A 13,665-nucleotide genomic window follows, 5' to 3' on the forward strand; every position below is an offset into this window, starting at 1 on the left:
ACATTAGTATCAATAGTAATATCGATCTTTTTAATTGTAACACTGGTATCTAAATACTTGATAAACATGTCGGTTCTTATAACCTACAAATTAAAAATAGTATCATTCAAATATTAAAACCAAAGTTAAATAATTGTATAAACTAAAAAAAGGTAGATTAGGGACAGCCTTCCATTTTTTGTATATAATACCCAGATTTCTCTATTTCTTGAGCAACAACTGGTGGTGCCTCTTGTATATGACAGAATTGACATTCCTCTTGAGTCATTTTTTGGCCCCCTTGGTCTACGCTTTCCAGATATTTTTTTCCATATTCTATCGCCTTTTCATGAGGAGTGCTTGCCTCCACGATAACATCAAAATGCATTATTCTTCCATCCTTTTTTGTTACATATGTATCATAAACTGCACATTCCATACAATCATTTTGCAATAAGGATATTTAATTTATTACATCTTTATCTAAGGCGAAATTGAGTCGTTGATACTACTTAATTAAATTGATTAGTTTTAAGCATCTTTTTTTCGACATTTGGTAGAATCCTGTTTTTGAATAAATAAAGTAATGATGTATTAAAAGGCTATGGTAGTGTATTAGTAATTGCAATAGGCTCTTGTGACTGAATGTCTATGGAATAAATTAATGGCTCTCGATGATAATTCTGAACGTCTTCAAAGTGACCATGGCTTGATCCAGCACAAGTAACGGTGTAGGGTATGCTAGAATCAAGCAGTGCAGAAATTACTTGTTCTGAGGTAGCATTAGGATAAAAGCTCTTGTAAACTGCGGCCTGACCGGCAACTATAGGTGCTGCCATGCTAGTACCACTGTTAAACGCATAACTCTGTCCCAAATAAGTTGAGAAAATATCCACACCAGGAGCAGCAAAATCTATGTTATTCCCGTAGTTGCTAAATGAAGCGGCAAAGTCGTCCGGACCTCCAATGGTGCTATTTCCTCGACCTCCGCATTCACCATCGCTATCAGATATTGCAGACACGGTAATCACGCCTGGTACTCTAGCAGGAGACGTTGATGAAATATTGGCATTACTATTACCAGCCGCAACAACGTAGATTACGCCTTTTGATATTGATTCTGTAACGGCCTTGTCCAATTTGTCAGAGGGAGGATTCTCGATACTGAGATTTACTATATCGATTTCATCTGCATGTTGATTGACATACTGGATAGCTTTGATCTGAGACGAAAGTGGACAATTCCCATTTACATCGCAAACTTTGATTGCCCACAATTTTGCGCCCGGTGCTACCCCCAAGACTCCAAACGAATTATCCATCGCCGCAGCTATGCCCGCAATGTGAGTGCCATGACCTAAATCATCATCACCATTAGGAACACCCTCTACAAAGGAAATGTTCCTATAGACATTTAAATCAGGATGAGTGAGACTTATTCCAGTATCGATTATCGCGATATCAACATTTGAAAAGTTCACATTTTGATTCATTTCGGTGGTTAGATTATTTTCGGAAGGAGTGCCATATACCGTTAAATTCAATACATTGGCGTTGATTCTCTCTAGACTACTTGGTATAGTTTGATTCTTATATTTTAGAGAAGATATTTTACCATACACATCTTGGTTTATTGCAAATATTCTTGGATCGTTTGCAAGTTTGCTTACCAACTCCCTTTCATTAGATAATCCACTTCCATACATATTAATTGTAAATCCTGGAGGATTTTCAAAAACATGTAAGATTCTACCATTCTGAGAATAGTCTTCAGAAACAGCAACTGCATCTGTGGTAACATCCTCATTTAACCAGACTATGTATTGAGAAGGAATAGGTTCATAAACCAAATTTGGCTCAAAAACCTTCTCAAACAAGTAAATGAGTGGAGACGGCAGTGCTTGGTTGATGGAAATATTGAAGACTTTGTTATTATCGGGATTATTTTCATCAAATACTTCTATTTGATACCAACCAAAGTCCAAACTATCTAGTGAAATTATTGATGGATCAGTTAGACAATCAAAAAAATCATTATCCACAAAGTATAATGAATCCCCAAATCCGTAGGGATCAGGTGTTATTTTAAACACCTGGGTAAAAATTTGATCAGTAGCTATTGTTAATGTTCCCTGATCAATAGCCTCATAAGAGTCGTTGCAAGTTTCAATCATAGTCTGAAGCTCAATAGGATTGGGTGTTTCAGGTTCAGGTTCAGTTTGTGGTTGCTCGTCGCCAGTTGAATTATCAGGTGTTTCAGGTTCAGGTTCTGGTTCTGGTTCGGGTTCTGGTTCGGGTTCTGGTTCAGTTTGTGGTTGCTCGTCGCCAGTTGAATTATCAGGTGTTTGAGTCGTAACGGAAGGGATAACAAATACTGTTACATAATCTGGATCGCTTGTGGCATAATCAGTACTCACTATTAATTGGAATGAAAGTCGTGTCTCGTCTTGCACCTGTGGAGAGATAAAGTCTGGAGTTGCTGTATTAGGATTGTTTAATATAACTTTTGGACCCTCAGTCTGGCTCCACTCGTAGTTCAAATAAATACTAACATCATCACTATCAGAAGTATTAGGATCATAGCTTTTGCTTCCATCTAAATAAGTTAATGTTTGACCCTGAACAGTAACGTCTGGTCCTGCATCGGCGACGGGAGCTAGAAAATCAACAGGACTAGATGGAGGAGCTGAATTGGTTTCACTATCATCATTTTGATTTGATCCTTCATTACTAGAATCCTCATCAGGAGATTCCTGTTCGCTAGGATCGTCATCAGAAGGCGGCTCTTCTGTAGGCGAGACCAATATGGAGGGGGAACTGGCTTCACTGCTAACATCTAGTGAGGAACGCTCTGTGGTACCGAATACACTTAAGAATGTAATGCCATGATAGTTATGATATAAATAAGGTAACGATTGAGAAAAAAAAGAGCCGACAATTACTAGAAAAATCAAAGGAATTAGCAGGACTTTAACTTTCATGTTGCTCAAGCAGATTCAACTCAGAAGGGATTCATGATTTCCAAGGTTATTAAACTGGCATGTGTCGACGATCACTGTCAATAGATCCGGGGAACGATGCAATTGTTCCATTTTGATTATCTGGATCTGAAGTCATATTGGCTGCGAGATTAGTAGAGTTGGATATTGTATTAGTAGAGTTGGATATTGTATTTGCATAAAGTTCGTCAAATGTTGGTACAATTACCATTGAAAATACGACCATGCTAATGGATAATAGCAATGGAATTTTGATTCGATTATTGTGCCAAAGCGGGGTTTTTTTCATAGATCTCATTCCTTGAGTAAATAGATAAATTTTGTCTCAGAACTATTATACTCCTAGGTTCTTAAATTCTAAAAGTATAAGAATAATAGAAAATATTTGAGATCATGAAGAATTATTTTGAAGGATATTATTGCAGAGACGACCTTCATTTACAAGTAATTAACAAGGATAGTAACCGTAAAATTCTAAACGCTCTGAGAGATGCCTATCCTACAGGATTATCGGTAGAAGAATTAAGTGAAGTGACTAAATTACCAATAAAAACAGTTTACGCACAAAAGGCCGAGCTTTATCGAGAGTATTACATTAATCATGTAGAAGAAGAGAAAAAGAGTCAAAGAGGCAGACCATCTAAGAGACAAGATCCTTTTATTTTTCGAAAGAGGGCCAGATTGGTTATAGAAGAATTGTTTGGTATTCATGATGTTTATGAAGGCAGTAAACCGGTTCCTTTACCTCCAGGTCACAGCATTTTCAGTGAGGGGTTTGCTGAGACGTTGTCAAAGCTCACGTTAAAAGAAGAGAAAAAGGAAATTTTTGTTACACTATTAGATTATGTGAGGAAGGTGCTGTCAAGAGCTTACAATAATGAAGAAATCAAGGAAAAATGGGCTCCAAGCAATGACGGTAGTTATTGTTGTACACAATGTGGACTCAATCATGAGGCAAGAGATTTTTTCAGAGCAATCTTAATGAATTTGATTGATGAATTTGAACAAAGCAAGTATTTTATCGATTTCCTGAGGGACCAAAATATGCTAACCCAGCAATCCTATGAAAAAATTGAATCTTTAACGAAGTAAATGAAAGCACAATAATAGTTTTCACCGACCTCTCCCCTCTTTCTTCTAATTGAAAGTATGTAAATCCATCACCAAGCTCTAGATATCAAAGAAGTTTCAAAGAAGAACCAAAACGGATTTTAAATATGAGTAAAATAGATTACCTACTTTCAACATATAACGTGAACTATCTTGTTGATGATGATGATGATCATCTCAGTTAGACGTATTGATTTCGAGTAAAGTTAAAGTAGACTTTATATCGTCTAATCGTCTTATGAGAAGAACCTTTCTCTGTAGATCTTCCTTATCATTCGCATTTACCTTTACGATAATATCGTAAACACCATATACACGATATGCTTTTTCTACATATTCCAAATCTTGTATATGGTCCATTACCTTTGCTTCTGATCCAAGTGTACAATTTATCAAAACAAAGGCATTATGTTTCATATTCTACTAATAATAGGTATTAAATAAAACTGTTATCTTTTTAAAAGAAAAATACTATTTTCGTCGTGCAATAATCGTGTGAGTATGGTCTACATACCATCTAATACTATCTTTGAAGCTCGACCACCAATCCATAAAACCATCGCTGGTTTCAGATTCAAAAAGCAAAAAGCCATTGTATTCAGTTCCCCACGCATGACTATATTCACCCATCAATTCGATACCCTGTGGTAAACTTCGCTTCATTTCTTTCCATTGCTCATTTGCTTTTTTTGCCTCTTCCGGTGTCATAGTCTTGAATCTATAGAAAACTAAGAAGGTAGCACTCATGTTCTTAGTTAGAACGATTACATTTTAAGTTTTACTATGCGATTTTGTATTCAAGGATATCACGAGTTTAATACTAGATAACCAATTCTTTCCGTTCTTGTTCTATTACGGAGAGCCTATTACTCGCCAAATTGAAAATAGATCAAATCTTCTTATTTTGAGAAGGAACAGATTGAATGCTACTACAAGTCAGAAATTCCGAATTTGGCGTAGCATGAATTACATTTGAATTTTTCCTTCCCTGGAACACTAGAAACTACATCCAATTGTCCTTTTGCTCTACAATTAGGACATTTTCCATAGATTGTTTTTTTCGTAATAAGTTAAAACAGATCTGATTATATAAATTATTTGAGCGTGATGTTCTATTATTACAATCAGATTGAACCGCTTCAAATTGTTTAAGGTAATACAATCTTCTGGCCTCGGTAGATGAGGGAATCAAATGATCTAGTGTACAGCATGATCTATAGATCTAACACTTATTTTGCTAGCCATGCTAATTTATTTGGGTAGAAGGAAACAACTGTAAAACAGTTGTGATACAAGTATTCAGACACTATCATTTTATTCCTAGTAATGATATCAATAACCAATATCTAGCAAATTAGGTTATAATGACTAGGCATCGTTAGAACTAAGATGTGGTTTATGTTTATCAAATGTTACCTGACTTGGTGGTAAAGCCATGTGTTGTTTTCGTTGCCCCCCAAGACTTTATGGTGAATGCCCTCACAAAAACCACAAAAACGTATAACACAAAAGAATTGTAAATCGGTACAAATAGTGCATACTTTAGCCCTTTCCACCCATATTCTTTTATTAATACAGTTATTTGTAAGATCCAAATGAAAGCAGTAAGCAAAAGCCATTGATTAATTGTTATTGCTGCGTAATTAAAAGGAAAGTATCCAAATATTAGATTAAATATCATCCCAAATCCAATGGTCAAGAACAACCCTAATGCTGCTAATATAACTAAAGGACTCAACCAAAAAATGATACCTAGGATATCAGTAGGTTCGCAGGCTTGATGTTTCAAGAGATCAATAAAACCCTTAGCCCACCTGGCTCTTTGTTTTAATAAAATTTCTACGGTGGGAGGCTTTTCGTCATAGTTAATACAATAAGGTGCAAAAACTATTCTATAGCCTTTTTTCAATAATCTTGAAGTAAGTTCATAATCATCTACTAAATGGTTCTTAAATCCACCAACTTCTTGCAAGATCTCCTTTTTCAAAATGTAACCCGTTCCACCAAGGCCACCTCGTTTATCCAACGCAGTTCTAGTAGTCATATATGGAGTTGACCACAGGTCACCTTCTATTGACAATAGTCTAGTCACAAAACTATAATTCCTGTTGCTAGGTACATATCTTCCTTGTACAGCAGCATATTTTTCTAATAGTGGAAGCCCTTTTTCTACAAAGTCATGACTTAAAATACCATCTGCGTCAAGGACTAAAATGTAATCGCCTTTCGATTTTGAAACTCCAAAATTGAGTGCGATTCCTTTACCCGAATCCTTTGTTCTATAATCTAAAGCCCTTACTCGTGGATCTTCGACGGAAGCTTCAGCAAAAGTATTGTCACTGCAGTTATGGCATACGACAACAATTTCTATATTCTGATATGTTTGTTTTAGAAGCTCTGTTACTGTCCTTTTTATAACGGTGTCTTCATTATGTGCTGCTATAATTATAGAGCACAATACATTCTTTTTGATAATGGCATCTTTAAAATCTTCACAAGCTTTTTCTTGAATCGATCTCACCTTTTTATCCATTATAAGATATGTCACGAGAATGAAACACGTTACTGCAATATACAAGACAATAATCACTAAAGGTGGCAAAGTTACATAATAGAGATTTACATCGGTATCAATAAGAATCTCGTTTCCTGTATACCAATAATAAATTGTACTAAAAATTACAGTAAGCCATATTGCCAATAATACAGCGTACATTATTTTCCATTTCTTGTCTTTCAACGGATTTCCCCAAAAGGATTGATTATTTTCAATATGGGATTGTTTGCAATGGAGGAAAGCACCGTGTCAAACCAATTGACCACCTTTATTTGTTGAACCAATCTGGCAGCATTATCATTCACATCTACAGCTCTAACCTGTATTTCTGTAACCGGAGGAATCGCTTTAATTAGCGCAATATATTCTTGGTTCTGTTCTTTTGCTAAATAGGTTTCAATATTCCTATCTCCTTGAGTAAAATTTATTCCTCGAAGTTTTAACGGGGATTCATCCTCTATTTTCAACTTTAAAACGTTATTACCTTCATATAGTATATCGTTTAAAATAGTAATTTTTGGAGGAGTAGTGTCATTCTCTACAGTACCAGTACAGCAAGCTGGTTGCACAGGACCAGGAAGAGGCAAGGGTTGCATCACCCACTGAGCATTTGCCAAACGCTCATTATAGAAATTAATTAGAATGATTAAAACATAAAGAGTAGAAATTAAAAACAAAAGATACAGGATACGATTCACTTTACTATGAGAAAGGGAATGTCATATATTTAGGTACCTTTTTTGGAACCTATTTAACAGTTCGTGTTTTTGTTTGATGTTATTACAATATTACAACATTTCGATAAAATTCAAAGTCTAAATCAGGATGAGGAAATGGGAGTTATTGACATAACAATAAAGTAATAAATCGCTCGATTGAAGAAAGAAGGTTAAAAAGATTCAGATCAAATCATCACGTCGGTTTGTTTGTATGTCGTCAATATCAAAAGAGACACAACTCACATTAGATTATTTTTATTGGATCTTACCCTGTCCGTCATGCCTTGATTTCTTGTTTTACTCCAAACCAAAAGCAGAGACTTTTGTCTGCAATTACTAATTTATCCTTCATAATTAGATATGCAAACACAATAAGAAATGACCCGAAAGGAGATATCAAAAGGAAAATCCTTAATGAAAATACATTTCTTACGTGCTGAGATATATCTATGTTGCATTCTTAAATGTAAATGAGTAAATAAGGTTAAGCAATAATATATATAATTGTTCGAATCTCCACCAGCATTACAACTGATGGCCTTTAGACCCTTTGCAACAATATTATTAATTTTAGTTGTCTTGTCATCAATTTTTACCTCAGTATTTTATTTTCATCAATCAATTCCACGAGCTAATATGGTAGCATACGGTACTACTACCACCACTATTAGCGAAGCTAATGAGAATTCTTCTGAATACATGATAAAAATCGCGCCTCCTGAAATTGGAGTATACCATGGGGCCAACCCTGGTTTTGGGGGTTCTGAAGATGAAGTAACAGCAGATAGAATAATAGATTATCAAGAGATAAGCGGAAAGAAATTAGCTTGGGCTTATTTTTCTAATAATTGGATAGAGGACATTGAATTTCCACAAGAGTCTGTGGAAACTATAGATAGTTTGGACGTAGTCCCATTTATTAGAATGATGCCCAGGACTACATTTGATCAGCAAGAAGAGGATCCGGTCTTTACCCTTCAAGGAATAATTGATGGAGATTTTGATGAAAGCCTTATTGATTGGGCACATGCTGCTAAAAGTACCAATATACCGCTGATGGTTGAATTCGGCACAGAGGTTAATGGTGACTGGTTTCCATGGAGTGGTCTGCTCAATGGCGGTGGAGAGACAGATGAATATGGCGATCCAAATATTGCTGACGGTCCAGAAAGATTCCGTGATGCATATAGACACATTATAGATTTATTCAGAAATGAAGAAGTAAATAATATAACATGGGTATTCCACGTTTTTCCCTTTCTTGAAGATAGTACTATAAACCAAGATGAAGAGTCATGGAATAATGTAGAAAACTATTATCCTGGAGATGATTATATAGATTGGATAGGTACAAGCGTGTATGGATCAATTGAACCAGAAAAGGAATGGAATTCGTTCAGAGAGATCATGGATAGGGCATACAAAGAATTAGAATCTATATCCGATAGTAAACCATTTGCAATATTGGAGCTAGGAATAATTGAAGACCCAGAAATGGGAAACAAAAGCGAATGGATACAAGAGGCCCTACATTTGATCGAGAATGGAACTTATCCCAGAGTCAAGGCAATAAGCTATTGGAATGAAAAATGGGAAAATGATGGCGATATCATAGATTTAACTATTGATTCAACCTCAGACTCATTAAGTACATACAGAGAATTAATATCGTCACCATTCTTTATATCATCTGCGCGTTCCGAGTACAATTAATGATTAAACATTTCCCTATACTTTACATCACAATTCTAGTTGGATAACACTCGAGATGTTATTAATATCATGGTAAAGATAGAATAAGTAGAAGTCCATGATGGCTTCATCAAAAGTCGAAAAAATGCTTTTTATTGATTTTTTGGTATACAGATATAAAAATAGTTTATGAGGTTAGATTACCAATATTGGATAATTTGTATCCCCTCCTAATTTGCTAATTTATAAAATATCAACTTAACATTCAAAAGTGCGGATTTAAATTAAGATCCTGTAACACTAGGTTAATCTAAAATTTTGGATTACAAAATTTAACTAAAATTAGATTTGTCCTAGATGTAGGAGTGGCCAGCTGTACTTTTTGCAACACTTATGTTAATCAAGTGAGCTCTGTTTTCAGAATTTCAACTATTTTTTGGGCAACATTTTCACCGTAAGGATTCTTGTTTATTTTTGCGTTGATCATTGCTTTTATTACTTCGTGTAAGTTATCTTCTCTGTCGGGCGGGAACAAAATATTTGCTTTAAGTAAAATGGTTTCCCATCTTGCTGATGTGTGTCTCAACGTAATGCAAGGCTTCTTAATGGTAATAGATTCCTCTTGAATACCTCCAGAGTCTGTTAGGATCAGTTTTGAGTTTGACATCAAAGCAAGGAAATCCATGTATCCAAGAGGATTCATAATTGTCACATTTGAAGGAACCTGAATATTAAAATTCTCCAAGTTCTTTCTAGTTCTTGGATGAACTGGAAACATAACAGGATAATCAGTAGACGAAATATGATTCATTAATAATTTTAGATTTTGTTGGTTGTCCACGTTTTCTGGTCTATGTAGAGTCAGTAACAGATATTCCTTTGGCATAGAATCCGAGATTTTTCTTGAGTTAGCAATTTTTGAAAGATCCTTGCAAACATCCACTACTAAATTCCCAGTAGTAAATATTTTCCCCCTCGTATTTTCATATGATAATACAGTTGTACAGAAGTTAGAAGGAGAAAATAAATAATCAGACATCTCATCTATTTGAATCCTAAGTGGTTCTTCAGGTACATGTAAGTCAAAATCCCTGACTCCTGCCTCAACGTGAATAATTTTACTATTGATATCCCTGGCTGCCAAGGCTGCAGCCATGCTAGAGTTAGTGTCTCCATAGACTACTACATAATCTGGATTTAAATCGCGCAACAGAGAGAATAACTTATCTCTTATGATTGGAATATCTGAGGTATTGGACTGAAGATCATAATCAGGTTTTACGTTTAATTCATCTATAAATATGTCACTCATATTTGGGGAAAAATGTTGACCCGTGTAAACAAATTTATGGTCAAAATGGGTATTTAACAATGGGACCAAATATGCTAGTTTGATTATTTCAGGTCTAGTCCCTGCAATAGTAACTAACTTCATTTCATTGGTAACTAATAAGGTCTATAAGAATTTTTCTTTATTAGAATACAAAAATTGGCTTTAATGCAACAACCATTCAAGAAAATAGAATACCAATACATAAATCCTTCCGCCGTCTAATGTTTAGGATTCGACGTCATAACATACAACGTATCTAGTCATTGCTCGAGTCCCAATAATAAAGCCATCAAGGCTTTTAGAAAGAAAATTCCTAAACTAGTTGTATAACCAAATCAACTCATAAACGAGATTTCACACGTCTCTCAAGTTTGGCATATACACCAAATTAATAAGGTGACGAGTTCTCACCTGACAACAAACATCTAGTTATCAGGCTACAATTAACTGATTTGATAGTATCTAAATGGTCAGGCAAAATTTGTTATGTAGTATCATATGATTGAAAATTGTATATAAACAATATCGGCAAAATAGTAAGACAAAGATGTAAGACTACTGAATTCAATTCTTGATGTCCTACGCTTCTTGAATTCCATAAGTAATGATCTCAAACTGATATCAAGTAAACAGAAAAAGGATCACGATCGTGTATTAAGAAATACTTTAGTTTTGCAAAGAACAAAACTATTCATCTATATCTAAAGGAGATCTCAATTTCTTGAAATAGTTCATCTTTTTTGATTACTTTTAAGGACAAAAAATGCTTAAATACAAATAATTTGCTAAATTCTGTAAATTGAAAATATTGATTATTAGCGGTCTCTTAGTATTTGTTTGTTTATTTTTTATAAAACCAATTGAAAGTCTAGCAATACCATCAGACCAAAATATAGTGGTAACCAAGAGTTGGAATCTCCCCATGCCTAACAATCAAAATGACCGCACTGCTATTACCAGTTCATTTAGTGGTAACGAAATATATTTCATAGAAAGTAATTCAAATACGATTGGAAGACTTGTTCCAGAAACTAATACAATTACAGAATGGACCATACCTACTCCCAATGGTTATCCTACTTCAGTAATGTATCATCCGTCCGGTAATGTATATTTCATAGAAAGTAATTCAAATACGATTGGAAGACTTGTTCCAGAAACTAATACAATTACAGAATGGACCATACAGTCAAATACCTCCAGTTTAGACTCTATTGCACTTGGTTTCACTGGGAGCGATGAAATTTATTTTGCTGACAGCAATTCAAATACGATCGGAAGACTTGCCCCAACGACCAACCTTGTTACCCAGTGGGATGTACCTACTCCAAACAGTCATCCGACTTCAATCAAGTTTGATCGTACTACCGGTAATGTATATTTCATAGAAAGTAATTCAAATACGATTGGAAGACTTGCCCCATTTTCTAGCGAATTTACTGAATGGAAATTACAGGAAAAACCTGTAGCTCTTGAAGTTGACTCGGCCGGAAATGTACATTATATCAACGAGAATGGTACTAAAATTGTCAGAATGGATTAAGACAAAATGACTAACGCCAGAAATAAAATATATTCGATGAGACTGGTATTTTTAGTATTTTTTGTCTTTGTTACTCTGACCTTACCAAAACCATTTGTTGATACTAGTCTCGCACAGACTGTATCTTTGTCTAAAACTTTTCAGGCAATAGAAGCTACCTATACAACTAATTCCACATTAGGAGCAAATCAATTCAGCGAAAACGAATCAGTTGTAAAGGATTACCCAGTTATGAATAATTCATTTGCGCCCAATCCGATTACAAATAACCCCACATATAGTGTTACCAATGCTACTACATCAGTTAAAATAGGTACTGTAGAGGGCGATGACAGTAATAAAGCAGCCCTAAGAAATCAGAGTATAACTTTGCCGAATATAGGAGTATTAACTGGACAGAATTCATTTCAGGAAATAAGATAAACTCATTAGGTAGGTATCGTGACTTGCTAGCAAATGGGAACTTTAAATTACAAGTCCTTAACTCTTCTTTTTAAGGAACTCTAAGCAACACGCACAGCAAAATTTTTAATTGGCTTTCTAGAATTCATATATCTCGCTTAATCTGATTCCAAAAAACCTTTAGAATATCTTTTGTTTTATAATATTACTATTCCCACATAGTGATAGAATCATTGTTTTTATAGACAAAAATTCTATGTATCAGGTATGACTATTGACGTCAGTAAAGAGTTAAATGATTTAGGATATGAGTTTGAATCAAAAGGTAGTTCCAAAGTATACGAAGCCAAATTTTCTTCGATTACAGATGCAAATCCAACGGACATTAGTTTTTGTTATTATGACGGAGATAAAGCTATAAATTATATATCCAGATCAAACGCAGGGATTATTTTATGCAAGAATTCAATAAGAGACAAAATCAATCCCAAGGATGGGCAATGTCTTTATTTTTTGGAAAACCCTCGTCTTGCCTTTGTTCAGTTATTTCATAAATACAATGATACGAAAGATGTACGGCAAATTTCTCAATGCGCAATATTGCATGAATCAGCAAAGGTAGGTAAAGATTGTACCATTGGAGCTTATTCTGTAGTTGACAAAGACTGCATTGTCGGTGATAATTGTATTATAGGCAATAGAGTAAGTTTAAGGAATTGTGTTATTGGAAACAACTGTATTATACAATCCGGAACTGTTATCGGAGAAGATGGATTTGCCTATGAAAGATACGAGAATAATGAATTGTTACAATTTCCTCACATTGGTAAAGTCATAATAGGCGATAATGTAGAAATTTGTGCGAATTGCTCTATTGCAAGGGGATCCTTGTCAAATACAATTATCGATGATGGAACCAAATTAGATGCTTTAGTGCATATAGCACACAATGTGAAAATAGGTAAGAACTGCGAACTCACAGCTGGCACAGTAATTGGAGGCAGTACAGTGGTAGGTAATTCAACTTGGACCGGCCTAAATTCAACGCTTAAAGACAATATAAGAGTAGGTAATAATGTAATAGTTGGTGCTGGTGCTATGGTGATAAAGGATGTTGAGGACAAAGATATCGTTGCTGGAGTTCCTGCAAAGTCCATAAAGAATAAAACAAGCACCAATTTGACTTTTCTAATGGCGGGTCAAAAAGATTAAGATATTGTATTTTTCTACATATTTCTGATCTTACATTTTCGACTATATCTAGTAGCATTCTAGCGAATAGTTCAAAAGATATTACAATCGATCCTGTACCCAATGATAATTTTGTTTGA

13 protein-coding genes are annotated in these 13,665 nt (G+C 34.9%); 5 read left to right on the plus strand and 8 right to left on the minus strand.

Features of this window, described 5'->3' with window-relative positions:
* Positions 1-157: 157 nt before the first annotated feature.
* From NFRAN_RS03270 to NFRAN_RS03280, 3 genes are all read right to left on the minus strand, one after another.
* Positions 158-418 carry a DUF2024 family protein gene (locus NFRAN_RS03270; protein ID WP_134483062.1) on the minus strand — a complete coding sequence of 87 codons (261 nt, stop codon included), beginning with the start codon at positions 416-418 and terminating at the stop codon, positions 158-160.
* 163 nt (positions 419-581) lie between these two features.
* Positions 582-2,960, minus strand: a complete 2,379-nt coding sequence (locus NFRAN_RS03275; RefSeq protein WP_232038050.1) for a S8 family serine peptidase — start codon at positions 2,958-2,960, stop codon at positions 582-584.
* 49 nt (positions 2,961-3,009) lie between these two features.
* Complete coding sequence (locus tag NFRAN_RS03280) at positions 3,010-3,267, minus strand: hypothetical protein (protein WP_134483064.1); 258 nt, start codon at positions 3,265-3,267, stop codon at positions 3,010-3,012.
* 104 nt (positions 3,268-3,371) lie between these two features.
* Here NFRAN_RS03280 and NFRAN_RS03285 point away from each other — a divergent pair, with 104 nt between their 5' ends.
* The gene (locus NFRAN_RS03285) at positions 3,372-4,070 is read left to right on the plus strand and encodes a hypothetical protein (RefSeq protein ID WP_134483065.1); all 699 of its coding nucleotides are present in this window, start codon (positions 3,372-3,374) and stop codon (positions 4,068-4,070) included.
* 195 nt (positions 4,071-4,265) lie between these two features.
* Here the strand turns inward: NFRAN_RS03285 and NFRAN_RS03290 are convergent, their stop codons facing one another.
* The 4 genes from NFRAN_RS03290 to NFRAN_RS03305 form a co-directional block, all read right to left on the minus strand.
* On the minus strand, positions 4,266-4,505 hold the full coding sequence (locus NFRAN_RS03290; protein ID WP_134483066.1) for an Lrp/AsnC family transcriptional regulator: 240 nt from the start codon (positions 4,503-4,505) through the stop codon (positions 4,266-4,268).
* A 54-nt stretch (positions 4,506-4,559) separates the two neighbouring features.
* A complete protein-coding gene (locus NFRAN_RS03295; RefSeq protein ID WP_172602080.1) occupies positions 4,560-4,835 on the minus strand; it encodes a DUF3303 family protein in 276 nt (91 codons plus the stop codon).
* A 658-nt stretch (positions 4,836-5,493) separates the two neighbouring features.
* Positions 5,494-6,828 (minus strand): glycosyltransferase, encoded by a 1,335-nt coding sequence (locus NFRAN_RS03300; protein WP_134483068.1) that lies wholly within the window; start codon positions 6,826-6,828, stop codon positions 5,494-5,496.
* Positions 6,825-7,262, minus strand: coding sequence for a hypothetical protein (locus tag NFRAN_RS03305; protein WP_134483069.1), 438 nt, complete (start codon positions 7,260-7,262; stop codon positions 6,825-6,827). The genes NFRAN_RS03300 and NFRAN_RS03305 overlap by 4 nt, the downstream gene beginning before the upstream one ends.
* Positions 7,263-7,868: 606 nt before the next feature.
* On the opposite strand from NFRAN_RS03305, the gene NFRAN_RS03310 reads away from it, so the two are divergent.
* Complete coding sequence (locus tag NFRAN_RS03310; protein WP_134483070.1) at positions 7,869-9,077, plus strand: glycoside hydrolase family 26 protein; 1,209 nt, start codon at positions 7,869-7,871, stop codon at positions 9,075-9,077.
* A gap of 379 nt (positions 9,078-9,456) precedes the next feature.
* On the opposite strand, the gene wecB is transcribed toward NFRAN_RS03310, so the two are convergent.
* Positions 9,457-10,491 carry a non-hydrolyzing UDP-N-acetylglucosamine 2-epimerase gene (gene wecB, locus NFRAN_RS03315; RefSeq protein WP_134483071.1) on the minus strand — a complete coding sequence of 345 codons (1,035 nt, stop codon included), beginning with the start codon at positions 10,489-10,491 and terminating at the stop codon, positions 9,457-9,459.
* Between the two features lie 820 nt (positions 10,492-11,311).
* On the opposite strand from wecB, the gene NFRAN_RS03320 reads away from it, so the two are divergent.
* The 3 genes from NFRAN_RS03320 to NFRAN_RS03330 all read left to right on the plus strand — a co-directional run bounded on the left by NFRAN_RS03320 (position 11,312) and on the right by NFRAN_RS03330 (position 13,546).
* The gene (locus tag NFRAN_RS03320) at positions 11,312-11,932 is read left to right on the plus strand and encodes a virginiamycin B lyase family protein (protein WP_134483072.1); all 621 of its coding nucleotides are present in this window, start codon (positions 11,312-11,314) and stop codon (positions 11,930-11,932) included.
* Positions 11,933-11,938: 6 nt separating this feature from the next.
* Positions 11,939-12,355 (plus strand): hypothetical protein, encoded by a 417-nt coding sequence (locus tag NFRAN_RS03325; RefSeq protein WP_134483073.1) that lies wholly within the window; start codon positions 11,939-11,941, stop codon positions 12,353-12,355.
* 246 nt (positions 12,356-12,601) lie between these two features.
* Complete coding sequence (locus tag NFRAN_RS03330) at positions 12,602-13,546, plus strand: UDP-3-O-(3-hydroxymyristoyl)glucosamine N-acyltransferase (RefSeq protein WP_134483074.1); 945 nt, start codon at positions 12,602-12,604, stop codon at positions 13,544-13,546.
* Positions 13,547-13,665: the final 119 nt, after the last annotated feature.

Source organism: Candidatus Nitrosocosmicus franklandus, from assembly GCF_900696045.1.
GTDB classification, from domain to species: Archaea; Thermoproteota; Nitrososphaeria; order Nitrososphaerales; family Nitrososphaeraceae; genus Nitrosocosmicus; species Nitrosocosmicus franklandus_A.

Bases quoted from the DNA above. Each gene is read 5' to 3' on its own strand.
- NFRAN_RS03270 (WP_134483062.1), bottom strand. From the start codon at position 418: ATGGAATGTGCAGTTTATGATACATATGTAACAAAAAAGGATGGAAGA.
- NFRAN_RS03275 (WP_232038050.1), bottom strand. From the start codon at position 2,960: ATGAAAGTTAAAGTCCTGCTAATTCCTTTGATTTTTCTAGTAATTGTC.
- NFRAN_RS03330 (WP_134483074.1), top strand. From the start codon at position 12,602: ATGACTATTGACGTCAGTAAAGAGTTAAATGATTTAGGATATGAGTTT.
- NFRAN_RS03320 (WP_134483072.1), top strand. From the start codon at position 11,312: ATGCCTAACAATCAAAATGACCGCACTGCTATTACCAGTTCATTTAGT.
- NFRAN_RS03295 (WP_172602080.1), bottom strand. From the start codon at position 4,835: ATGAGTGCTACCTTCTTAGTTTTCTATAGATTCAAGACTATGACACCG.
- NFRAN_RS03325 (WP_134483073.1), top strand. From the start codon at position 11,939: ATGACTAACGCCAGAAATAAAATATATTCGATGAGACTGGTATTTTTA.
- NFRAN_RS03280 (WP_134483064.1), bottom strand. From the start codon at position 3,267: ATGAAAAAAACCCCGCTTTGGCACAATAATCGAATCAAAATTCCATTG.
- NFRAN_RS03290 (WP_134483066.1), bottom strand. From the start codon at position 4,505: ATGAAACATAATGCCTTTGTTTTGATAAATTGTACACTTGGATCAGAA.
- NFRAN_RS03285 (WP_134483065.1), top strand. From the start codon at position 3,372: ATGAAGAATTATTTTGAAGGATATTATTGCAGAGACGACCTTCATTTA.
- wecB (WP_134483071.1), bottom strand. From the start codon at position 10,491: ATGAAGTTAGTTACTATTGCAGGGACTAGACCTGAAATAATCAAACTA.